The sequence below is a fragment of the Rhodococcus sp. PvR044 genome, assembly GCF_040548995.1.
GTDB lineage: Bacteria > Actinomycetota > Actinomycetes > Mycobacteriales > Mycobacteriaceae > Rhodococcus_G > Rhodococcus_G oryzae.
Genome location: NZ_JBEPSX010000006.1, coordinates 107,861 through 130,267, shown reverse-complemented (window position 1 = coordinate 130,267; position 22,407 = coordinate 107,861). Strand labels below are relative to the sequence as shown.

The following is a 22,407-nucleotide window of genomic DNA, read 5'->3' as shown; positions in this document are numbered from 1 at the left end:
GTCCGAGTTTAGTGGATGCCGTTGGCCGCTTCGCGACCCGTGCGCGGTTGGCGAGTCCCTGGACTTGCTATGTGCGCACGGGCGCGTGAGCGCCTACCGTGTCCGCATGGCCGAGATCAGGACCGTCGCCCTCGCCCACATCCGGGACCGCCGCATGCTGCAGGCCCGCTCCGCAGGCAAGTCGGCCTTCTACATGGCAGGCGGCAAGATCGACCCGGGCGAAACCCCGGAAGAGGCCCTGCACAGGGAGATTCGTGAGGAGCTCGATGCGGGCGTCGTCGAGGGCACGCTCAGCACGCTCGGCGTTTTCGAGGCGGAGGCCTTCGGGCACCCGGCCGGGACCCGGCTGCACATGACGTGTTTCCTCGCGGACCTGACGGATGAGCCGACCGCGACGAGCGAGATCGCAGAGCTCGGGTACTTCACCGTCGACGAGTACGCCGCGATGCCGGAGACCGCACCCGGCTCGCGGCTGGTGTTCGAGCGGCTGCAGGCGCTGGGTCTGGTGGACTGACCCGTGATCTTCACCGCGGCGCACCTCGAGGGCATCAGGTCCGGCGCGGTGACGCTCGCGTTCCGGCGGTGGGACCGCGCGCGGGTGCGGGCGGGGTCGAGCCAGCGGACTGCGGTAGGGGTGATCGCGTTCGACGCCGTCGAGGAGATCACGCCCGCGGAGGTGTCGGACGCCGACGCGGAGGCGGCCGGGTTCCCGTCGGCCGAGAAGATGCTCGCCTTCGTCGACAAGAAGGCGCACGGTCCGATCCTGTACCGGATCGCGCTGCGCTACGGCGGCGCCGATCCGCGCCAGGCGCTACGGGAGAACGCCGAGCTGTCGGAGGCCGAACTGGAGAAGCTGAGGCGGCGGCTGGCGCGGATGGACGCGAACGGGGCCTGGACCGAGGCCACCCTGCGCCTGATCGGCGAACGGCCCGCGGTGGTCTCGACCGAGCTGGCGGAGGCGATGTCGATGGAGCGGCAGCCGTTCAAGATCCGGGTGCGCCGGCTCAAGGAACTCGGGCTCACCGAGAGCCTGGAGGTCGGCTACCGGCTGAGCCCGCGGGGCAGGCGGGTGCTCGACACCGTCTTCGCCGACGGCGCGGGCGCCTGACGATTCCCCCTCCCGCCCGCGGTCGGGAGGGCTAGATTCCGGAGATGGACTCGCCTCGCTTGTCCCGTCGTACCGTTCTGCGCGGTGCCGCGTTCGGCCTGGGCGCCGCGGCGTTCGGCCCGCTCGCCACCCATACCGCCGCGGCACAGGCCGCGCCGCCGGGCGGCAAGACCGCGATCGTCGTCGGCAGCGGCTTCGGCGGCGCGGTGGCCGCCCTGCGGCTGGGCATGGCGGGCATCGAGACCACGGTCCTCGAGCGCGGCAGGCGCTGGCCGATCGATCCGGCGGGCAACACGTTCGCCACCCTGGACGCGCCGGACGGCCGCGCGTCCTGGCTGCACGACCGGCCGTACATCAACCCGCTGACCCAGCTGCAGCCGATCCAGCGCTACGTCGGCGTCGTCGACGAGGTCAGGGGCAACGGCATCAACTCGGTCTACGGCGCAGGCGTGGGCGGCGGTTCGTTGGTGTTCGGCACCTACACCCCGCAGCCGCGACGGCGCGACTTCGAGCAGGTCTTCCCGCGGCAGATCGACTACGGCGAGCTGGACCGGGTGTACTACCCGCGGGCGCGGGCGTCGCTCGGCACCTCGCCGCTGCCCGCCGATCTGCTCGCCCACCCCGCCTACAAGGGCGCGCGGGCGTGGCTCGCCGACGTCGCGGACTACGGCGGTCAGCCGTCCTTCCACGACTTCTGTGTCGACTGGGACCTGGTGCGCGAAGAGCTGGCCGGGACGCGGCGCCCGTCGGTGACCGTCGGCGAGGGCCCGTACGGCATCAACTCCGGGGCGAAGAACAGCGTCGATCACAACTACCTGCCGAGGGCCGAGGCGACAGGCAACGTCACGGTGCTGCCGCTGCACGAGGTCGTCGAGATCCGGGAGGTGCAGGGGCAGAGCGGGTTCGAGGTCACCGTCAAACGTATCGACGAGTACGGGCTCGTCCTCGAGCACAAACGCCTGGTCGCCGACTACCTGTTCATGGCGGCCGGCTCGTTCTATACAAGCGCGTTGCTGGTGACCGCGAAGGCGAAGGGCGCGCTGCCGAGGCTGAACGAGCACGCGGGCAAGGGCTTCGGCAACAACGGCGACTTCCTCATCTCGCGCACCCTGACGCACCGCGAGTACGGCGCCAAGCAGGCAGGCCCGGGCGTCGCGGCCCTCTACGACGACGACACACCCGACGGGACGGTGGCGATGTCGTGGCAGGCGGCGCCGTTCCCGGAGATCGCGGGCGGCAACACCAGCACCAACCTGATCCAGTTGATCACGAGCGAGCGGGGTTCGATCGACTACAACCCCGCGCTTGGCCGGGCCGAACTGAACTACCCGCACGGCGAGGCCGACAGCGATGTCGACGCCCGCGGGCGTCGGTTCGCCGGCCGGTTCCACGAACGGGCGGACGTGGCGCACGGGTACCCGGCGAACGGCATCCCGATCTACCCGCGGCTCGCCGGATTCGGCAGCGCCGCGACCTTCCACGGACTCGGCGGGATGGTGATGGGCCAGGCGTGCAACTACGAGGGCCGGGTCGCCGGCTACGACAACATGTACGTCGTCGACGGCTCGCTGATCCCCGGTTCCACCGCGCTGGTGAACCCGTCGTTGACGATCACGGCGGTCGCGGAGCGGTGCATGGACCACTTCCTGGCCACCAACGGCTGAGGCGTGCGCGGTTGCCGTGTGGCGGCGTGGGGTCGACGATTGAGCGGGGAGCGGCGAAGGGGATGAGATGACCTCGAGACCGGTGGTGGTTGCGACGTTCGCCGCCGCCTTCGTCGGCGCGGCGGTGATCGCCAACCGGCTGGCGGGCAAGCCCGTGCCGTTTCTGCGGTGGTCGGTGATCCGGTTCGCGCTCGGTGCCAGGCGCCTGCTGGGTGAGGGGCAGGTCGGTGACGGGCGGGAGGAGGCGCTGGCCGCGCACGTGCTGGCGACGGCCCGTCGCGGGGACCTCGACGACGTGATCCGCGCCATCGACGACTTCGCACACACCCGGAAGTTCCTGATGAACGTCGGCGACGAGAAGGGCGAGATCCTGGACGCGGCGGTGTGGCGCGCCCGGCCAGCGCTGCTGCTCGAGCTCGGGACGTACTGCGGGTACAGCGCGCTGCGGATGGCGCGGGTGATGCCCCCGAACGCCACGATCTGCACCGTCGAGATCAACCCGGCAAACGAGGCGATCGCCCGGCGGATCTTCGAGCACGCGGGGGTCGGCGAACGCATCACCTCGGTGGTCGGGTCGATCGGAGACGGTGGCGAGACCGTGAGGCGACTGCGGGATGAATACGGTATCGATACCGGCACAGTCGATTTCGTGTTCGTCGACCACCTCAAGAGCGCCTACCTGCCGGACCTGCTCCGCATCGTGGACGAGGGCTGGCTCCACCCCGGCAGCCGGGTGGTCGCGGACAACGTCAGGTTCCCCGGCGCCCCCGACTACCTGGCCTTCATGCGTTCGGAGGAGGGCGGGCGGTGGCGGACAACGGAGCACCCCACCCACGTCGAATACCAACGGGTGCTCAGGGACCTGGTGCTCGAGTCCGAGTATCAGGGGTAGCGGCGACTGCGTGAGCGGGCTCCTCAGCCGTTGCCGTTCCACGGCCCACCGATGAGGTCTGCGGCAGGCACCGCCTGCCGCAGACCGGCCTCGAAGCACGTCTCCCAGGCCGACATGTCGTGCAGGTTGGGGCCGAAAGCGTCCAAGCTCGCCCGGTCGGGGGCGATCGAGATGGGGGCTCCGCTGGGGTAGAGATGACCCAGCGGCTCGATGACGACCACCGTGCCCGCGTCGGCCGCCAGGTCCGCGTCGGATCCGGCGCGGAAGGCGCCGTCCATGTAGCGGCGGCCGCTGATCGTGATGGGCGGGTAGAGGCCGGGCACCGCGTAACTGGATGCGACGGCCTGCAGCAGCGACGCATCCCCGTGCCGATCCCAGAGCGCGGGTTCGCCTGATTCTGTGTCGACCGCGGTGATCAGGAGGCGCTGTTCGGGCCAGTCGCGGGCGACGATCAGGGCTGCGGTCCGGTCGAGATGGGTCTGTTCGGAGGGCACGTCGGCGGTGAGGGCCATCCGCCCGACCCGATGCAACTTCTCGCCCTGCTCCAGGGCGGGATCCTGGAGCGTCGCGAGCACCTCGGTCAGCGTGCGAGGGTCGGCCGCGCCGTTCCCGGATCTGGTGAGGGTGGCAAGGCGGTTCGGGTCCTGGCCGGTGGCGAGCAGCGCGGCGACGATCGCGCCCGCCGATGTGCCGATGATGAGGTCGGCACCGGCCAGGTCCACGCCCGCACGGCGAAGGCCGACGGCAAGTCCGGCCAGCCACGCCGTACCGACGATGCCACCGGGACCGAGTACGAGTGCGCGTTTCATGAGAAAGATCTTGCTATCTCAACCGTGGCTGAGGTCAAGGCGCGCCGCAGCCGATTCGCGTCGGACCCAGTGCATCTCGGTGTGATCAGCGTCGGGGGAGCGGCTCCACGCCGGCGAGCACGGCACTCTCGGCGTACAGCGCCTCCTGCGCCGCGACATCGCGGGCCCGTCGGCTGACCGGGTTCGGTCGCTGCGCGGTGAGGTATTCGCCCGAGCGGTCCCGGTATTCGGGGGAGAGCGCCAGTTCGGTGCCCAGGCGGCCGGCCCGGTCGGCGGAGATGAGGAACGGGCGGAGCGCCGCGTGCACGGGCCGCGGCAGTTCCCGGTAGATGTCGGAGTCGACGCCCCCTGGGTGCATGGCATGTGTGCTCAGTCCGTTGGGCAGTCGCCGGGCGAGGGCGTAGTTGAACATCAGGTTGGCCAGCTTGGACTGCGCGTACGCGGGGAACGGCCGGTACTTCGAGCGGCCGCGGAACGTGTCGGGATCGATGCGGCCGATGTTGTGGGCGACGGACGCCACGTGCACGATTCGCGCGTCGCCGGTCTGCTCGGCCGCGCGCCGCAGCTGCGGCAACAGCAGGTGGGTGAGCAGGAAGGGGCCGAGGTAGTTCGCGCCGAACTGCAACTCGAAACCCTCGGCGGTGAACTGCTGCTTGAGCGGGGAGGCGCCGGCGTTGTTGATCAGCGCGTCGACGCGCTCATGGCGCGCGGCGAGGTCCGTCGCGAATCGGTGGATGTGCTCGAACGAGGCCAGGTCGAGGGAGAGCACGTCCACCTCGGCACCGGGGGTCCGGCGCACGATCTCCTCGCGGGCGGCCTCCGCCTTTGCCTGATTGCGGCAGGCCAGGCACACCGTGGCCCCGCGGGCCGCCAGTTCGTGCGCCATCGCGAGGCCGATCCCGGAATTGGCTCCGGTGACCACAACGGTTTTCGGCATCTGTGCTCCTTGTCGCCTGGGTGGCCACGGGCCGTGTCGGAGCGTAGCGGTCGAGCACGGCCCGTGGCTGCGATCCGGGTCAGTGCGCCATGGCCGGCTGCCCCTCGGCCGGGGCGGGCAGCAGACCGCGGGGGAGCAGGAACGCCGAGATCGCCGCGCCGACCACGAAAATCGCTGCGGCCCACCAGAAGGTCGTCGTGTAGCTCTGGACGGCGGCGAGGGCCGCGTTCTCCTGGGACGGCACCCGCCCGTTCATGAAGCTCGTGGCCGCGGTCGCGGCAACGGTGCTCAGCAATGCGGTGCCGATCGATCCGCCGACCTGCTGCATGGTGTTCACCGTCGCGGAGGCGACGCCCGCGTCGTCGGGGTCGACGCCCGTGATGGCGCCCTGCATGCCGGGTGCGAACACCATGCCCATGCCGAGGCCGAGCAGCACCAGTCCGGGCAGGATGATCGTCACGTAGGAGCTGTCGACCTCGATCTGGGCGAGCACCGCCAGCCCGACTGCGGCGACGACCAGGCCGGTGGTGATCAGCACCCGCGGCCCGACCCTCGGCAGCAGCACCGCGGTCGCGGTGGTCGCGGAGGTCACCATGCCTGCGACCATCGGCAAGAAGGCCACGCCGGTGATGATCGGCGTGTACTGCAGCACCGTCTGCATGTAGAAGGTGAGGAACAGGAACACCGCGAACATGCCGGAGCCGGTGACGAACATCGCCAGGTACGACCCGCCGCGGGTGCGGTCGAGGACTATCCGGAGCGGGAGCAGCGGGTGGGCGACGCGAGTCTCGATGACCACGAACGCCGCGAGCAGGAGGCCGCCCGCCACCAGCCAGGTGATGGTCATCGGGTCGGACCAGCCGTGGGACTCGGCGTGCGAGAACCCGTAGACGATGCCGAAGAGTGCGGCCGAGACGGTGATGGTGCCCGGGATGTCGAGCTTGGGCCGGTGGTCCGACCGGTGCGGGGCGATCATGAGGACCGCGCCGACCAGCGCCACGGCCGCGAAGATCAGGTTGACGTACAGGCTCCAGCGCCACGACGTCCACTCGGTGAGGATCCCTCCGAGCAGCAGCCCGACCGCGCCGCCCGCGCCCGCGACCGCGCCAAAGACGCCGAACGCCTTGGCTCGCTCGTCCGGCTTGGTGAAGGTGGTCGCCAGCAGCGACAGTGCGGCGGGCGCGAGCAGGGCAGCGAAGACGCCCTGACCTGCGCGCGCGGCCACCAGCATCGGGAAGTTCACCGCGGCGCCGCCGAGCGCGGACATGCCCGCGAAGCCGACGAGGCCGATGACGAAGGTGTTCCTGCGTCCGAACAGGTCGCTGAGTCGGCCGCCGAGCAGCAGCAGGCTGCCGAAGGCGAGTGCGTAGGCCGTGACGACCCACTGCCGGTCCGCGTCGGAGAAGCCGAGGTCCTGCTGCGCCGCGGGCAGGGCGATGTTCACGATGGTCGCGTCGAGCACCACCATCAGCTGGGCCAGGCCGATGACGGCCAGGATCAGCCAGCGCAGTCGGTGCTCCCGCGTCGTATCTCCTGGCCCGGTCTGCGGGCGTTCGGTCGTGGTCGTGGTCATGAGCGAGCCTCGCCTCGTGGAGTGGTGGAGGTTGAAGTGGAGGAGTATTCTCCACTTAGGGAACGGTAGCACTAAGCGGAGGACTTGTCTCCACTTAATTTGGTCGCTACGACAAATCCCCTGATGGCAGATTTCGGGAATGGCAGAATCGACGATTGTGAGTACCGCCCCAGCAGCACGACCATTGCGCGCCGACGCCGAACGCAACCGACGCAAGATCCTCGACGCCGCGATGGAGCTGTTCGCGAGCCGCGGCATCGACATCACCCTCGACGACGTCGCGCGGCACGCCAAGGTCGGGATCGGCACCGTCTATCGGCGCTTCACCTGCAAGCAGGAACTGGTCGACGGTGTCTTCGAGCAGAGCATGGACCAGATCGCCGAGGCGGCCGAGTCGGCGTTGCGGCGCGAGGACCCCTGGGCCGCGCTGGTCGACTTCATCGGGCTCACCAGTGAATGGATGTCGCTGAGCAGGGGCCTCGGCGATGTCTTCTTCACCAACGACGAGGGCCGCGAGCAGGTCGCGTGCGCGCGACAGCGGATCACGCCTGCGATCCAGCAGCTCGTCGACCGGGCGAAGGAAGCGGGTGCGCTGCGCCCCGAGATCCAGGTCAACGACCTGTTCGCGGTGAGCTGCATGCTCGACGCGGTCATCGACTTCAACCGGGCGGTCTCGCCCGAGACCTGGCGCCGCTACCTCTCGCTGGTGCTCGACGGTATGCGCGCCGAAGGGGCCACGCGCGACACGCTGCCGCTTGCGCCGCTGACCGACGAGCAGGTCGAGGTGGCCAAGACCGCCCGCGCCCGCGGCTGAGTGAGGCGGCCAGGCCGTCGATTTTGGCATTGCTTTGCTATTCGTTTAACCTGTCTGCGGCGCGTGCCGAGCCCGTGCCCCAACTTGCGGGAGGTGGTAGGCGTGCCTGGTCTCAGATCCGAGGCGCAGACGTCACCGGTTCCGTTACCGATCCCGTTCGACGCCCGGTAGCAACGCCCCGGTGCCGCGTGACGGCACCGTCGGACGCCCCGTGGCGTGGCGACTCGCGTGTACAGGCCCATCCTCCGGACCTTGTGCCTTCGCCGATCGGTTGCGCGGTGCTCGCGCCTCCCTGCTTTTCCTAGACCACGCTCTTCTCGACACCGCCACGCGGTCGTGCCTGGGCTTTCGCTCACCCTCGACCGCCGGGAGGTGCGGCCTTGACGCGTGCCGTACCGCTTGATCTCCCAGCGAAATACGTTCCCATCGAGGCATGCGCCGGGCCTGCCCGCGCGATGCGCCCGCTGCGCACCGCGCAGCCCTTCGGCATGCCGAGAAAAGAAGGATTCACCCATGAGCAGCACGATGCCGACCAACGACTACGCGCAGACGACCGCCGACCCGATGGCGCCGAGCGCCGAGAACGTGGGGCTGCTACGCGACATCAGCACTGAGTTGCGCGGACTGAACTCGGAGATGGAAGAAATCTGCGAGATCACTCAGGACCAGCTGAAGGTCACCGAACAGACCCGCCGGGTGACCGCGTGGACGGCGGTCGCTGTGGTTCCCGGTGCCCTCGGGTCGCTGTACGGCTCGAACTTCGAGCACATGCCCGAGCTCAAGTTCTACTACGGCTGGCCGATCTTCCTCTGCGTGCTGGCGACCAGCGCGCTGGCCACCTACTTCGGGATGCGCCGCAAGGGCTGGCTGTGAGCCGGTTGTCGAGCACGGAAGGGAGGAAACACATGGCCACGCAACACATCCCGGCCAGTCTGCGCGGGCTGAGCGCCCGCGACCTGGAACAGCGCAGGACCGAGGAACTGCACGCCTTTCTCGCGGGTGTCCGCGACTACCGGGCGGGGCTCTCTCGGCTGCACCGTAAGTCGGTGGACCTGGTCGTGGAGACCAGGCGTCAGCGGGTGGTCTCCGGGTGGCTCGCGGTGGGCCTCGTGCCCATCTCGTTCGGCGGGATCTACGCCGCGAACTTCAGCGACTTCGGCGGGATGCCTGAAACCAGGTGGCTGTACGGATGGCCCGTCTTCGTCGGCGTGCTGGCGATCATCTGCGCCATCCTGTACGTCGTGATGCGGCGCAGGGGCTGGATGAAGGTCTGACGGAGTGAGTTCACCGCATGCTCCCCGCTATCGGCGGGGAGCATGCGGTGGCACGACAACGGCTTTCGCTCGTCATACATGCGGAAGTCGTCGCGGCATGGCCCCCGCTAGGAGGATTGGTCCCGCTGCCGGAGCCGGTGGGCGGCCTCGGCGCAGGCGAGGATCACCAGCGTCATCGCGAGGCTGAGCGCGAAGGGGTCGGGCGGCGTGGGCTCGAATACCCCACGCGGAAGATCATCGAACACGGACAGCGTGTCCCAGTGCCAGTTGCCCGTGCCCTGTCCTGCGATGGTCAGCGCGCTCGGGACGAACAGGACGGACAGGCCCACCGGGATTGACGCCGCGCGCCGGGGCACGGCCGAGGCGAGCGCATAGCCGGCGATCGGCGCCAGCGCGAGGTACCGGATCCCCTCGACTGCCCAGGCGTCGTTCAGTCCGGCCAGCCCGGCCGCGGCGTTGACCGCGAGCAATACGAGCCCGAGAGTCGGTTTCGCCCAGCGACTTCCGACGGCGGCGCCCGCGAGGAGCAGCGTCAGGAGGATCGCGATCCAGATCGGGTCGGGGCCGGTCGCCACCAGGAGGGGTGCGGACGCGGCAAGCACTGCGGTGGCGGTCAGCAGGAACACCCCGTCACGGCCATCGAGCAGAAACGCGGCGATGACGATCGCCACCAGCAGCAGCGCGAGCATCGGAGCCGCGACGGACCAGTCGCTGCGGTGCTCGCCGAGGACGGCGTTGCTCGTCAGCCCGGCGACGACGACGATCGCGACCGCGCAGAGCGGATTTCGCGACGAGCCCGCAGGCTCTGTCGCGGAACCCCTCGCGAGCACGGCGCCCGCCACGCAGCACCCGAGCGAGGGCAGCAACAGCCACCACGGTGGATCGGTGAACATGGCTGCCTCGCTGATGGGGAGGCTGTAGGCCGTCCAGCCGAATGAACTGGACTCCACCGTCGGATGCGCGGCTGGGTAGGCGAGCATGAATGCCGCGAACGCGCCCGCGCCGAGCGCGACAGTCGGATACCGAGTACCCGCCGCCACGGCGGCTGCGCCGCCCATCGCCAGCCCGGAGCCGATTCCCGCCAGATAGATCAGCGCTATCCCCGACTCCAGCTGATGTACATGGACATTCACGAGGGCGCCGAGGCCCAGCACCGTGAGTCCGGAGACCGCAACCAGATAGGCGCCTGCTCGGGAGCCGCGGCGTGCCATGGCCCCCGCGACCGCGACCGCGAGCACCACGCCCAGGGTGGCGGCTAGCGGCCGACTGGTCAGAACCAGTCGGAGCTGGCTCTCGCTCCCGGCGATGCCGGACTGCTCGGCCACCGGCGCGACAAGGGCCCAACCGGCGGTAGCGGCAACGAGAAACGCTGCGGTGGTGTCGAGGACGGCGACCCAGCGCCTGCTCACGCGGGTTCCGGCTCGGTGGTGGCCGTCGGCCGGGCCAGCGTACGGATGCCGACCGCGCAGGCCAGCACCGCGATCAGCAGGGCGATACCCGCGACCCGGTCGTCGTAGGCCGGGATGTCGAAGATGTCGACGAAACTGCCGCCGGTGAATGTCGGCTCCCGCCTCATCTCCGGCATGGACTCGAGTGGATTGTTCATGGGATCGCCAGTGAGGGGCACATTCGCGCCATCAATCGAACCGCCGTACGCGACCTCACCGCTGTCGACCGTTGCCGCTGAGTGAAAGACCATGGACACGAACGGGATCCCCAGCCCGACCGCGGCGAAGGCCGCCGTGCCGGGCAGCGACGACCCGAACGACAGTCCCGCACCGACGCCGAGCACGGCCAGCCGCACCAGCAGCATTGGGCCGTCCTGGCCGAGTTCTGGCCAGATCGCGCCGACCATCGGGATCAGGGCGACCACGAACAGGCCGCCGATCGTCGACCGCCACGTCATCGACACGCGCAGGCCGACCGCGACCGCGACCGCGCCGACGAGGATCGCCTGCCAGTGCTCGACGTCGGGGAACGGCCCCCCGAGATCCACCAGCACCGGCATCGAGGCCGCCGCGACGCCCGTCGTGGCCAACAGGAATCGGCCGCCTGCCGCCTCGATCGTCTGCGCGGCGAACCAGGTGAGCACCAGGACCAACACCATGGAGAGCCCGATGACGATCCACGAGCTGACCCGAGACGTGTAGTCCTGCCGGTCGATCCAGTACAGCAGGGCCCGGTTGGCCAGCGCGATCGACGCCGCGGCCGTGACCGCGAGGCGCAGTTCGCGCCCGGTCGCGCGTTGGATCCGGGTGGAGCCGTCGGCAACTGCCGCGGCCACCACAGCCAGCACGAGCGTCGGTCCGAGCAGCCACCAGGACGGTTCGCCGATGGTGGAGGTGGTCTGCGCCGGGAACACCAGCTCGAAGGCGCGGGCGGTGAGGAAGGTGGCGAGCACGCCGAGCGTCAGCGCGAGCTGCCCGGCCCGCCGCCCCCACACCGTCGCCACCGCCGCGCCGAGGATCGCCCCTGCGGCCACCGTCTTGAGGTAGTGCAGGGCGATCAGCTCGTCGACGCCCCAGATCCCGGGGACCGCCAGGCGCGCGCCGATCAGGACGACCGTCGCGAGTGCGATCGCGATCCAGGCGATCCGACGGGATCCCTTGCGCTGCAGCAGCGCGTACGCGAGCACCGCGACGACGGCTCCCACCGCGACCCCGGTCGGCTGGCTGGAGACCCAGCGGCTCAGTTCGCGATCGGACGTGTAGACCGCCCAGCCGCCGCCCGGGGGATTGGTCAGTACGAACGCGGCCAGCACCCCGCCGAACAGGGCGGTCAGGGCCGAGAGGACTTCACGGGGTTCGACGGGCATTTTTCGACGCTAACCGACCGCGCCCCGCCGCGGCGGCAACCGGGCGATCGGGGTCCCCGCATGCCAGGATCGTGACGACCGACTACGACGCGAGGAGCGCGCATGACTTCGATCAACGACAAGGCGACCACCCTGCTGCAGCTGCATCAGCCCGGCAATCCGGTGATCCTGCCTACGGTGTGGGACGCCTGGTCGGCAAACCTGGCCGCAGAGGGCGGGTTTGCGGCGCTGACGGTGGGAAGCCACCCCGTGGCGGACTCGATCGGCAAGCCCGACAACGAGGGCATGAGCTTCGAGGAGTTGCTGACCCGCGTCGCGCAGATCACCGCCTCCGTCGACGTTCCGGTCTCGGTCGACATCGAGTCCGGCTACGGGCAGACCCCTGAACGGCTGATCGCCGGGCTGATCGAGGTGGGCGCCGTCGGGCTCAACATCGAGGACACCGTGCACAGCGAGGGCGGCAGGCTGCGCGAGGCGCAGGAGCACGCGGACTTCGTCGGTGGGCTGCGCCGGGCGGCGGACGCCGCCGGGGTGCACATCGTGGTGAACGCCCGTACCGACCTGTTCATCAAGCAGGTCGGCGACGAGTCCGATCGCGTCGAGCGCGCGATCGCGCGGCTGAAGCTGGCTGCGGAGGCGGGCGCGGACTCGTTGTACCCGGTCGGGTTCCACAGCGACGAGGTGTACCAGCGGCTGACCTCGGAGCTCCCGTTGCCTGTCAACGCGATCGCCGATCCGGTGCGCGGCGAGAAGGCGAGCTACGCCTCCCTCGGGGTCGGCCGGGTCAGCTTCGGCCCGCTGCTGCAGGCCGCGCTGGCGGTGCGTGCCAACCAGCTCCTCGCCCGCTGGATCTAGCGCGCGTCTTTTCCGCGGGGTGATCCCGTCAACGACACCGGGCGTCGGACAGGTACGCGAGCACCTGTCCGATGCCCGGTGTTCGCCGGCCTAGGCCGTGTTCAGTGCCACGGCTTCGTGAATGAGCGCGATGAACGCCTTGTCGTCGATCGTGTCGCCCTCATGGATGTCGATGGCCCGCCTGGTGTTGCCGTCGAGGCCGGTGTTGAACAGGCCCGACGGGTCGTCCAGTGAGGCTCCCTTGGCGAAGGTGACCTTGACGATATTCTTGTATGTCTCACCGGTGCAGATCATTCCGGCGTGGTACCAGACCGGGACTCCGCGCCACTTCCATTCCTCGACCACGTCCGGGTCGGCCTTCTTGATGAGAGTTCGGATGTGAGCGAGCATTTCGCCCCGCCAGTCACCGAGCTCTTCGATCCTCGCATCTATCAGCTGAGACGGATTCTCCATGGGTGCCATTCGCTCTCTTCATGGTTGGTGTCGCTCGCCGGTCACTCGAGTATCCACGCGGACCACCGCGAGTGCATCGCGACGCGCAGCGCGTCAGCGCGTGTAGGCAGCGCTCTTGGCGCCGACGAGGTCGACCAGGTCCCGCTGCGCGAGGTTTGCGTCGAGCAGGTGCAGACCCCAGTTCTCCGTCGGGAGTGCGGGCAGCAGGGCGGCGCCTCGGCCCTCGACCATCAGCACGTGCGGTCCGTCGCCCCCGGTGCACCGGGCGCGGAAGGCATCCACCTCGCGCCCGGCGACGACGCCGCGGATCGGGGCCTCGGCGTTGTCGTGCAGCGAGGCCGGATTGGTGCACAGCACCTCGTATTCGGGGCCGAACGGCAGATTCGCGCGGGTGCCCGACGTCCCGGCGTTACGCGGCGAGAGTCCGTAGCGGGTGTCGGGCGGCGGCGTCCGCGAGAACGCCGAATAGGCGATGACGCACCCGGTCTGGGCGGGGTCGGTGCAGGCGGGCACCGAGTCGAAGTCGCCGCCCACGGTCGCGCCCTTGCGGACCAGCACGTCACCGCCGAGCAGCAGTGCCGAGACCAGCTGTGGCTGGACGGGTTTCCCGTCGATGCGATTGTGGATCAGCATCCGCAGCATCCGGGTGCCCTGCGAATGGCCGATCAGCACCACCCCGCGGCCGTTGTTGTGATGGGCCAGGTAGTCGTCCCACGCCCTTTCCACGTCGTCGTACGCGACATCGAGCGCGGCGCTGCGCTCCTCGGCCGTCCCGGTGAACAGCGCGCGCAGGGTGACCTGGCGGTACACCGGAGCCCACACGTTGCACTTCTCACCGAACGGCTCTGCCTGCGTGCGGGCGACCGTGCGCAGCTCGGGTGAGGCGTCGAGGTTCGCGTTCACGGACTGTTGGAGCGACGCGGTGGGATACACGTAGAAGCAGTCGATCGGCGCGCCTGATCGTCCGCCACACGGGTCGTCGGTCTGGCCGGGCCTGCACAGCCAGGTGGTCGCCGACTCCTGCGGCGGTGCGGCCGAGGCGTGCGGAGCCGCGATCGCGAAGGCTCCGACGAGCAGAAGCAGGGTGGTGCAGGCGCGGGCGAGCGGGCGGAACGGGCGGCGGCTCGGCATGCTCACGGATGCTAGTCCCGTGGCCACCCGGCCGGTAGCCTCAGCGATTCTCGGCGTACGCCGCGAGGTGTGCCACCTGCTCGGGGTCCAGGGACGGGCGAACCGCCTTCCTGGCCGCGGCGACGTCCGCCGCGGTCACGTCCGCCGCGTCTACGCTGCGACGCATGGCGGCCAGCGCCGCCTCCCGCAGCAGCGCCGCGCAGTCCGCCGCCGAATACCCGTCGAGATCCTCGGCCAGCGCATCGAGGTCGACGTCCGCCTCGAGCGGGATCGACTTCCCGGCGGTCTTCAGGATCTGCTTGCGCGCCTCGGCGTCCGGCGGCGGCACGAAGACCAGCCGCTCGATCCGGCCGGGGCGCAGCAGCGCCGGGTCGATCAGGTCCGGCCGGTTGGTCGCGGCGAGCACCACCACGTCGCGCAGCGGTTCGACACCGTCGAGTTCGGTGAGCAGCGACGCCACCACCCGGTCGGTGACGCCGGAGTCGGAGCTCTGTCCGCGGCGCGGGGCCAGCGCGTCCACCTCGTCGAGGAAGATCAGCGAGGGGGCCGAGTCGCGGGCCCGCTGGAACAGCTCACGCACCGCCTTCTCCGATGCGCCCACCCACTTGTCCATCAGCTCGGCGCCCTTGACCGCGTGCACGCTGAGTTGGCCGGAGCTGGCGAGGGCGCGGACCACGAAGGTCTTGCCACACCCGGGCGGGCCGTACAGCAGCACCCCGCGCGGCGGGTCCACCCCGAGGCGGGCAAAGGAATCCGGGTGCTGCAGCGGCCACAACACCGCCTCGGTGAGGGCCTGCTTGGTCTCGACCATGTCCCCGACGTCGTCGAGGGTGACGCTGCCGATCGCCAACTCCTCGGTGCCCGACCGCGACAGCGGGCGGATCACGTCGAGGGCGCCGACCAGGTCCTCCTGCATCAGGTTCGGGTCCTCCCCGCTGCTGCTGGCCCGCGCCGCGGCCCGCAGTGCCGCCTCCCGGACCAGGGCGGCGAGGTCGGAGGCGACGAAACCCGGTGCCCGCGCGGCGATCTCATCGAGCTTGAGGTCGGTGGTGGGGACCTTGCGCAGCATCAGCTCTAGCAGCGCCCTGCGCAGCCGGCCGTCGGGGAGCGCAACGGTGAGTTCGCGGTCGCACAGGTCCTGGCCGCGGACCCGGTCGTCGAGCGAATCGGGATGTGCGGTGGTCGCGACGAACGCGCAGCCCGGGGTGTCCACCGCGCGCCGCAGCTCGTCGAGGATGAGCGTGGAGACCGGTTCCGGCTCGGCGGGCAGCAGCGCGTCGATGTCGGTGATGAGCAGCACCCCGCGCTCGTGCGGCTCCCCGGCCGCGGCGCCGGTGAGGCGGGCAACCGCGTCCGACACCCGCTGCAGCCGGGTGGCCGAATCGAGCGCGCCGATCCCCGGGCCGTCCAGCGCGATCACGGTGCGCTCGGCGAGAACAGCCCGCGCCAGCGTCGCCTTGCCCACCCCGCCGGGCCCGGTGATGAGCACGCCGAGATGCGGCGACGCCCCGAGCGTGTGCAGCAATTCCGGCTCGTCCAGCGCCAGCTTCAGCCACTCGCTGAGCTTGGCGGCCTGGGCGTCGACGCCGACCAGGTCGGCCAGCGGAACGGGTGCGGGCGCAGGTGCGGCGGCCAGTGCGGCGGGCGTCTCGACGGACGGCACCGCGCCCGCGCCGGGTACCGCGACACCGATGCCCCAGCTGACCGCCGAATTGGGTTGCACGCTCACCGGTCCCGTGGGGTCGACACTCGTCACGGTGAGCAGTTCCGAGGTCCAGGCGACACCGAAGGTGCGCGCCAGCGATTGCGTCGCGCCCGCGGTGCTGGTGCCGGGCCCGAGGTCGCGGGGGAGCAGCGAGACCGTGTCGCCGACGGTGAGCACCTTGCCGAGCAGTGCCTGTCGCAGCGTGGTGTCGGGGATCGACGCAGCCGCGAGGGCCGACCCGGTGACGGTGACGGACCTGGCGCCGTACACCGTCACGGGTGAGAGCACCACGCGCGCATTCTCTTTGAGCCCGGCGTTGGAGAGGGTGACGTCGTCGAGCAGCGCGGTGCCCGTCGGGGTGGTGGCGGGCGCCAGCGCGACCACGGCGGCGGTCCGCCTGGCGCCGATCACGGCGATGCCGTCCCACTCGCGCAGCCCCAGCGCGGCCAGCGCCTCGGGGTGCAGTCGCACCACGCCGCGGCGGGCGTCGGAGGCGGAGGTGTTCAACCGGGCGGTGAGCGCGAGTTCCGGAGAGTTCACGTGGACCAGCCTAGTGCGCGGCCGGGTCTGCCGGATTCCGCGCAGGTACCGACAGGTTCGCGCCGGAAATGACGAGATCGCACAGCGGTTGGGGGTGCAACGGCTGTGCGATCTGGCGAAAAAGGGTGCGTCGTCGGCGTTGGTGACGCCGACGACGCGGCCGGGCTACCGGGGGCGTCGCAGTCCGAGGCGCGCGGCGGAGACCCGGCCGCCGTCGCCCGTCGGCGCCCGCCGGATCGCCCGGCGCTCGGCCGGTTTGACGTCCCACACCTCGGGGCGCGCGGCGACCCACCGCTTGGAGCGAACCGCGAACGGGATGTGCACGAGGTAGGCGAAGACCAGCACGATCATCAGGACGAACGGGTAGGTGACCAGGGCGGCCGCCACCAGTGCGACGACCACCAGCAGCGCCGCGGCCATCCGCTTCGGCACGGCGAAGGTCTTCATCGCGAGGGTGGGTACCCGGCTGACGATCAGCGCGGCGGACAGGATGGTCCAGATGGCGACCACGTAGAAGGACGACCACCAGCCCTCGCCCCACTGCACGAAGGCCGCGAGGGGGGTCAGCGCGATCAGCGCGCCCGCCGGGGCGGGCACACCGACGAAGAACTCGCTCGCGTAGGCGGGCGCCGAGTCGTCGTCGAGAAGGGTGTTGAAGCGGGCCAGCCGCAGCACGATGCTCACCGCGTAGACGAGCGCGATGATCCAGCCGGCGCTGCCCGCGTCGAGCAGCGTCACGTACAGCACCAGCGCCGGGGCGACGCCGAACGAGATGGCGTCGGACAGCGAGTCGAGCTCGGCGCCGATCTTGCTGGTGGCGTCGAGTAGTCGGGCGATCCGGCCGTCCAGCGAGTCCAGCACCGCGGCCGCACCGATCATGGCGAGGGCGATGCCGAGCTTGCCGTCGAGGGCGAACTTGACCGCGGACAGGCCGCCGCACAGCGCCAGGATCGTGATGGTGCTCGGCAGCAGGAACAGCCCGGACGCCGCCGTCCTCCTGGCCGTCACCGCCGCGGCGACGGTGCGCTTCGGTGTGTTCACGGGAGCAGGGCGAGGACGGTCTCGGCGCCGATGGCGCGCTGTCCCCGCTCCACCATCAAGGTGGTGCCCTTGGGGAAGTAGGTGTCCACCCGGGACCCGAACCGGATCAGGCCGTAGGTGTCGCCGATCGGGAGCCGGTCGCCGACGTTGGCGTCGCACACGATGCGCCGGGCCAACAGTCCGGCGATCTGGACGACGGCGATCTCGTGACCGGCCTCGGTACGCAGCAGCATCGAGTTGCGCTCGTTGGCGTCACTGGCCTCGGCGAGGTCGGCGGAGAGGAACTTGCCCGGCTTGTGGACCACGGCGAGCACCTCGCCCGCGACGGGGCTGCGCTGCACGTGCACGTCCAGCACGGACAGGAAGATGCTCACCCGGGGGACCGGGGCGTCGCCCATGTTCAGCTCGGCGGGCGGGACGGCGGTGTCGACGAGGGCGACCTCGCCGTCGGCGGGGGAGACCACGACGTTCGCGCGGTTCGGCGGCACCCGGTGGGGGTGGCGGAAGAAGGCGGCGCTGGCGCCCGCGGCCGCGAGACCCGCGCGGCGGACCCACTTGCGGTTGCGTCCGAGCAGCGCGACCGTCAGCGGCGCCACGACGAACGGGATCCCGGCCGGATGCAGCGGCGGAACCGTGTTGCGGACCAGTTCCGCGACGTGCGCGATACCGGTGGTTTGCGGGGTGCCAATCGGGATGGGGCGGCGGGCCACGGGCTCCTCTTACTGTTCGTCTTGCTGTCCGGCGAGAACGTGCGCCCGGGCGGCTTCGAGGCCGGGCTCGGGCACCCACAGGCTAGCCGAGACGGGCAAGGAAGGGGGACCCGGCCGCCGCTGAGCTGGGTGAACGAGCCCGCCGCCGGTTGTCTCACCCGGCCTGTGAGAGCCGTTCCCTCAGCCGGGCGATGCCGCCACGGACGGTCGCGCCGTAGCCGTCGTCCGACAGCGTGGAGACGCACGCCTCCGCGAGCTCGAGGTGCGCCCGCGCCCGGTCGTCCTCGCCCAGCTTGGCGTAGTCGGCGGCGAGGTTCAGGTGCAGCGACGGATAGAAGCCCGCCACCTGCAGCGACGAGTGGTGTCGCTGGGCGCGCTCGTCGGTGAGGGAATCTGCCGCCTCGAGCGCGCGCAGGTCCCAGTCGAGCTCGTCCGCCGGCTCGTCCTGCACGTCGGCCATGTAGTGGGCGATCGTGACGGCGTGCAGCGGATCCCCGTCGGGCCCGGTCCGTTCCCACAACGTCGCGAACGCCGCGCGGGCGCCCGCCCGATCACCGCCGTTCGCCAGTTCCTGCGCGGCCATGATGCCGGTCATGATCGGGTCCGCTTCGCTCATCGTCTGCCTTCCGTCGGGTGAGAGCACGACGGTAGGCCGGGCCACCGACAGCGGGCCGTCAGCGAATCCCGTCGCGGCGCAACGCGACCGAGACCGCCGCCGCCCTGGTGTCCACCCCGAGCTTGGCGTAGATGTGCGCGAGGTGCGTCTTGACGGTGGCCTCGCTGATGAACAGCCGCTTGCCGAGTTCCTTGTTGGTCAGGCCCTCGGCGAGCAGGGTGAGCAGTTCGGCCTCGCGTGCCGTGAGCGCCTCGTCGGGGCGTCGCATCTGCTGCAGCAACCGCGATGCCACCGGGGGCGACAGCACGCTCTGGCCCGCGACCGCCCCACGGATGGCGGCGAAGATCTCCTGCGGCGCCGAGTCCTTGAGCAGATAACCGATGGCGCCGGCGTCGATGGCCCTGACCACGTCGGCGTCGGTGTCGTAGGTGGTGAACACCAACACAGGCAGCGTGGGGCAGGCGGCGCGGATCCGGCGGATCGCCTCGACACCGTCGATGCCCGCGCCGAGCGCGAGGTCCATCATCACCAGCCGCGGGGCGAGCGCCGCGGCCATGTCCACGCCCTGCTCGCCGGAATCGGCCTCGCCGATCACCTCGATGTCGGGCTGCGAGTCCAGCAGGGCCCGCAGCCCAGCCCGCACCACCAGGTGGTCGTCGACCAGCATCACGGTCGTCGCTGTCATCGCTCGCCTCCGTAGGGGATCTGGGCGGCGACGACGGTGCCCTCGCCGGGGGCGCTCTCCACGATGAGCGTGCCGCCGAGTGCCTGCACCCGTTGCCGCATCGCGCGGAGGCCGAACCCGCCTGCCGTGGAATGGTCGCCGACGGCATCGGCCGCGAAGCCGCGACCGTCGTCGAACACATCGAGGGCGACGGCGCCGGGCAGGTAGGTCAGGGTCACCCCCAGAGTCTGCGCGTCCGCGTGCCTTGACACGTTCGACACCGCGCTCTGGGTGATCCGCAGCAGCGCGTGGCCGACCTCGGCAGGCAGCGCGGCCGGCACGCCGACCACCCGCAGCTGAGCCGCAGGGAAGTGCCCGCGCGCGGCGCCGAGCAGGGCCGCGTCCAGGCTCTGCGTCTCGAGATTGGGGGAGGCGAGGTAGTGCACCAGGTTCCTGGTCTCGGCGAGGTTCTCGCGCAGCGACGCGGTCGCGGTCCGTACCTCCTCGCGCGCGGGTGAGTGCGGCTGGTCCCAGGCCAGGTCCGCGGCCTCGAGGTGCAGCAGGCTGCTGGTCAGGCCCTGGGTGACGGTGTCGTGGATCTCGCGGGCGAGCCGCTCGCGCTCGGACAGCACGCCCGCCGCGCGTTCGGTCTCGGCGAGCCGCGACTTCGCCTCGGCGACCTGTTCGAGCAGCCGAACCCGTTCCCGGCTGTCCCGCTCGATCTGGCCGTACGCGATCACCACGAGGGCGCCGGTGCAGATCGGTCCGATCAGCACGGCCCACTCGGTGCGGCCGCTGAAGTTGAAGAAGGCGACGCTGGTGACCACGGCGAGCCCCGCGACGATCAAGTACGCCGTCCTGCTCGAGAACGCGCGGGTGCAGAGGAAGAACATCGGGAACGCGCACCATGCGAAGCTCGGCGCCAGCCACACCAGCACCGCCCAGGTGGTCAGCACCGGCCACACCCAGGGCTGCCAGACGCCCGCCCGGCGGGACAGGGCCACGGTCACGGCGTAGAGCGCGGCCAGCGCGACGATCAGGGCCGCGACGATGACGAACCGGCCGCTGACGCCGTGATAGGTCAGGTATCGGGCGGTCGAGGTCGCCAGCAGCACGTAGAACGAGACGTGGATCGCGACGTCGAGCGGTCCGCGGGAGTCCCGGTCGGCCGGGACCTGGTCGCCGCGGGCGGTGACAGGACTGGACATCGGGTCGATCCTACGGAGCGGGCGCCGCCGCCGGATCGGCCATTCGGATGATCTCCGCGTCCCCGGACGGCTGATCGGGAGGCAGACATCGGCCCGATGCGGGCGGGTTGGCGCGGCGGCGAGGCTGGAATCCGTTCAGCCCGACTGTGCGCGATCGGTACCCCCATCGGGGTGAGACACGCGCACGGTCGGTCACCTCGCCACCGAAAGGCCAACCATGATGAACCTCTCCCGCCGACTGCCCAAGGCCCTCGCCGTCACCGTCCCGCTGGCGGCGGTCCTCGCCACCGCGGCCTGCGGCAGCGGGATCGACGAGAAGGCGGCGTCGGCCGCCCCGGTCACCACCGCCGCGGTCGCGGCGCCTGCCGCGGGCGACCAGGCCACGAAGGGCACGGCGACCGCGAACCGGTTGACCGTCGGGACCGCAGGCGCGGCCGCGCAGGCCGCGCTCGCGAAGTGCCAGGCAGACGGGCTCGGCTTCGTCACCGTGGCCGTGGTCGATCGCAACGGCAACGTGCAGGCGATGCTGCGCGGCGACAACGCGGCACAGCACACCGTCGAGGCGGCCCGCCAGAAGGGCTACACGGCAGCGGCTTTCGGTGCCAATACCAGCGATCTGGCCGGTCGCGCCAAGGGTGACGGCGCCACCGTCGCGGACCTGGACGGCACCCTGTTCCTGCCGGGCGGCGTCTCCGTGAAGGCGGGCAACGCGTCCATCGCCGGCATCGGCGTTGGCGGGGCCCCGGACGGCATGGCCGATCAGGCCTGTGCCGCGGCCGGTCTCGAGGCCATCGCCGGATCGTTGCAGTAGGCATGAGCGCTGCGGTAGCGGTGAACGCCCACATGAGGCGCGCGTCGGCCGTCGTCGTCCTGGCCGCTGCGGTGGTCGCGTGTGCCGCCTGCGGCGGCCAGGAGCAGGCGGTCGGCGCCCGGCCTGCCACCACCCCGGTCCCCGCGTCGGAACCCGCGCCCGCGCCGTCGCCCGAGATCAGGCCCGCCTCGACCCCGGAGCTGGAGGGGTCGCTGTTCGCGGCGGTCCGGGCGGATGATGCGGACGCGGCCCGTGCGGCGCTCCAGGGCGGCGCGGCGTTGGAGGCCCGCGGGGAGGGCGGCCGGACCCCGCTGGTGGCCGCGGCGAAGTCGAACTCCGTGAACACGGCCCGGGTGCTGGTGGCGGCGGGCGCCGACGTGAACGCGAAGGACGACATGGAGGACTCGGCGTTCCTGTACGCCGGGGCCGAGGGGTACGACGAGATCCTGGCGTTGACGTTGGCGGACGACGCGGACGTGTCCGCCACCAACCGGTTCGGCGGCACCGCGCTGATCCCGGCGGCCGAGCACGGACACGTCTCGACGGTCCGGATGCTGATCGGGGCGGGCGTGCCGGTGAATCACGTCAACGAACCGGGCTGGACCGCACTGCAGGAGGCGGTCGTCTACGGCGACGGATCGGCCCGCTACCTCGACGTGATCGGGCAGCTGCTCGCGGCGGGCGCCGACCCCTCGATCGAGGACTCGGACGGCCGGACGGCCCTGGAGAACGCGAAACGCCGCGACCAACGAGCGGTCGCGGCGCTGCTAGGGGAAGAACGCTGAAG

23 protein-coding genes are annotated in these 22,407 nt (G+C 70.9%); 10 read left to right on the top strand and 13 right to left on the bottom strand.

Features of this window, described 5'->3' with window-relative positions; all coding sequences use genetic code 11:
• Nucleotides 1-106 precede the first annotated feature (106 nt).
• The 4 genes from ABIC28_RS15745 (at nt 107) to ABIC28_RS15730 (ending at nt 3,664) form a co-directional block, all read left to right on the top strand.
• Nucleotides 107-514 carry an NUDIX hydrolase gene (locus ABIC28_RS15745; RefSeq protein ID WP_354579714.1) on the top strand — a complete coding sequence of 136 codons (408 nt, stop codon included), beginning with the start codon at nt 107-109 and terminating at the stop codon, nt 512-514.
• A 3-nt stretch (nt 515-517) separates the two neighbouring features.
• Nucleotides 518-1,108, top strand: a complete 591-nt coding sequence (locus tag ABIC28_RS15740) for an ASCH domain-containing protein (RefSeq protein WP_097210154.1) — start codon at nt 518-520, stop codon at nt 1,106-1,108.
• Between the two features lie 44 nt (nt 1,109-1,152).
• Nucleotides 1,153-2,772, top strand: coding sequence for a GMC oxidoreductase (locus ABIC28_RS15735; protein ID WP_354579712.1), 1,620 nt, complete (start codon nt 1,153-1,155; stop codon nt 2,770-2,772).
• Between the two features lie 67 nt (nt 2,773-2,839).
• Nucleotides 2,840-3,664: an O-methyltransferase gene (locus ABIC28_RS15730; RefSeq protein ID WP_097210156.1), complete on the top strand. Its 825-nt coding sequence runs from the start codon at nt 2,840-2,842 to the stop codon at nt 3,662-3,664.
• Nucleotides 3,665-3,687: 23 nt separating this feature from the next.
• On the opposite strand, the gene ABIC28_RS15725 is transcribed toward ABIC28_RS15730, so the two are convergent.
• From ABIC28_RS15725 to ABIC28_RS15715, 3 genes are all read right to left on the bottom strand, one after another.
• Complete coding sequence (locus ABIC28_RS15725) at nt 3,688-4,473, bottom strand: patatin-like phospholipase family protein (protein WP_097210157.1); 786 nt, start codon at nt 4,471-4,473, stop codon at nt 3,688-3,690.
• 85 nt (nt 4,474-4,558) lie between these two features.
• Nucleotides 4,559-5,410: an SDR family NAD(P)-dependent oxidoreductase gene (locus ABIC28_RS15720; protein WP_354579709.1), complete on the bottom strand. Its 852-nt coding sequence runs from the start codon at nt 5,408-5,410 to the stop codon at nt 4,559-4,561.
• Between the two features lie 79 nt (nt 5,411-5,489).
• A complete protein-coding gene (locus tag ABIC28_RS15715; RefSeq protein ID WP_354579707.1) occupies nt 5,490-6,983 on the bottom strand; it encodes an MFS transporter in 1,494 nt (497 codons plus the stop codon).
• A 157-nt stretch (nt 6,984-7,140) separates the two neighbouring features.
• On the opposite strand from ABIC28_RS15715, the gene ABIC28_RS15710 reads away from it, so the two are divergent.
• The 3 genes from ABIC28_RS15710 (at nt 7,141) to ABIC28_RS15700 (ending at nt 9,071) form a co-directional block, all read left to right on the top strand.
• Nucleotides 7,141-7,797, top strand: a complete 657-nt coding sequence (locus ABIC28_RS15710; protein WP_354579705.1) for a TetR/AcrR family transcriptional regulator — start codon at nt 7,141-7,143, stop codon at nt 7,795-7,797.
• Between the two features lie 513 nt (nt 7,798-8,310).
• Nucleotides 8,311-8,670, top strand: a complete 360-nt coding sequence (locus tag ABIC28_RS15705) for a CorA family divalent cation transporter (RefSeq protein ID WP_097210161.1) — start codon at nt 8,311-8,313, stop codon at nt 8,668-8,670.
• Nucleotides 8,671-8,702: 32 nt separating this feature from the next.
• Nucleotides 8,703-9,071, top strand: coding sequence for a magnesium transporter CorA family protein (locus tag ABIC28_RS15700; RefSeq protein WP_354579702.1), 369 nt, complete (start codon nt 8,703-8,705; stop codon nt 9,069-9,071).
• A 107-nt stretch (nt 9,072-9,178) separates the two neighbouring features.
• Here the strand turns inward: ABIC28_RS15700 and ABIC28_RS15695 are convergent, their stop codons facing one another.
• Complete coding sequence (locus ABIC28_RS15695; protein ID WP_097210163.1) at nt 9,179-10,480, bottom strand: hypothetical protein; 1,302 nt, start codon at nt 10,478-10,480, stop codon at nt 9,179-9,181.
• The gene (locus tag ABIC28_RS15690) at nt 10,477-11,886 is read right to left on the bottom strand and encodes a hypothetical protein (protein ID WP_354579700.1); all 1,410 of its coding nucleotides are present in this window, start codon (nt 11,884-11,886) and stop codon (nt 10,477-10,479) included. The genes ABIC28_RS15695 and ABIC28_RS15690 overlap by 4 nt, the downstream gene beginning before the upstream one ends.
• Before the next feature lie 102 nt (nt 11,887-11,988).
• Between ABIC28_RS15690 and ABIC28_RS15685 the strand changes: the two genes are divergently transcribed.
• A complete protein-coding gene (locus tag ABIC28_RS15685; RefSeq protein WP_097210165.1) occupies nt 11,989-12,741 on the top strand; it encodes an isocitrate lyase/PEP mutase family protein in 753 nt (250 codons plus the stop codon).
• A gap of 90 nt (nt 12,742-12,831) precedes the next feature.
• Here the strand turns inward: ABIC28_RS15685 and ABIC28_RS15680 are convergent, their stop codons facing one another.
• The 8 genes from ABIC28_RS15680 to ABIC28_RS15645 form a co-directional block, all read right to left on the bottom strand.
• Nucleotides 12,832-13,203 carry a DUF1801 domain-containing protein gene (locus ABIC28_RS15680; protein WP_097210166.1) on the bottom strand — a complete coding sequence of 124 codons (372 nt, stop codon included), beginning with the start codon at nt 13,201-13,203 and terminating at the stop codon, nt 12,832-12,834.
• Nucleotides 13,204-13,287: 84 nt separating this feature from the next.
• Nucleotides 13,288-14,325: a DUF3089 domain-containing protein gene (locus ABIC28_RS15675; protein WP_097210334.1), complete on the bottom strand. Its 1,038-nt coding sequence runs from the start codon at nt 14,323-14,325 to the stop codon at nt 13,288-13,290.
• A gap of 40 nt (nt 14,326-14,365) precedes the next feature.
• Nucleotides 14,366-16,570, bottom strand: coding sequence for an AAA family ATPase (locus tag ABIC28_RS15670; RefSeq protein WP_097210167.1), 2,205 nt, complete (start codon nt 16,568-16,570; stop codon nt 14,366-14,368).
• Nucleotides 16,571-16,735: 165 nt separating this feature from the next.
• Nucleotides 16,736-17,548, bottom strand: coding sequence for a CDP-alcohol phosphatidyltransferase family protein (locus ABIC28_RS15665; protein WP_097210335.1), 813 nt, complete (start codon nt 17,546-17,548; stop codon nt 16,736-16,738).
• 59 nt (nt 17,549-17,607) lie between these two features.
• Nucleotides 17,608-18,321 carry a phosphatidylserine decarboxylase gene (locus tag ABIC28_RS15660; RefSeq protein ID WP_097210168.1) on the bottom strand — a complete coding sequence of 238 codons (714 nt, stop codon included), beginning with the start codon at nt 18,319-18,321 and terminating at the stop codon, nt 17,608-17,610.
• Between the two features lie 154 nt (nt 18,322-18,475).
• A complete protein-coding gene (locus tag ABIC28_RS15655) occupies nt 18,476-18,937 on the bottom strand; it encodes a hypothetical protein (RefSeq protein ID WP_179800437.1) in 462 nt (153 codons plus the stop codon).
• A 58-nt stretch (nt 18,938-18,995) separates the two neighbouring features.
• A complete protein-coding gene (locus ABIC28_RS15650) occupies nt 18,996-19,622 on the bottom strand; it encodes a response regulator (protein ID WP_209928530.1) in 627 nt (208 codons plus the stop codon).
• Entirely contained in the window at nt 19,619-20,809 is a 1,191-nt protein-coding gene (locus ABIC28_RS15645) for a sensor histidine kinase (RefSeq protein WP_354579695.1), read from the bottom strand. Before ABIC28_RS15645 ends, ABIC28_RS15650 begins: the two co-directional genes overlap by 4 nt.
• 220 nt (nt 20,810-21,029) lie before the next feature.
• Between ABIC28_RS15645 and ABIC28_RS15640 the strand changes: the two genes are divergently transcribed.
• Together ABIC28_RS15640 and ABIC28_RS15635 are read left to right on the top strand one after the other, a co-directional pair.
• Nucleotides 21,030-21,620, top strand: coding sequence for a GlcG/HbpS family heme-binding protein (locus ABIC28_RS15640; RefSeq protein WP_354579939.1), 591 nt, complete (start codon nt 21,030-21,032; stop codon nt 21,618-21,620).
• 2 nt (nt 21,621-21,622) lie between these two features.
• A complete protein-coding gene (locus ABIC28_RS15635) occupies nt 21,623-22,405 on the top strand; it encodes an ankyrin repeat domain-containing protein (protein WP_257017026.1) in 783 nt (260 codons plus the stop codon).
• The last annotated feature ends 2 nt before the right edge of the window (nt 22,406-22,407 follow it).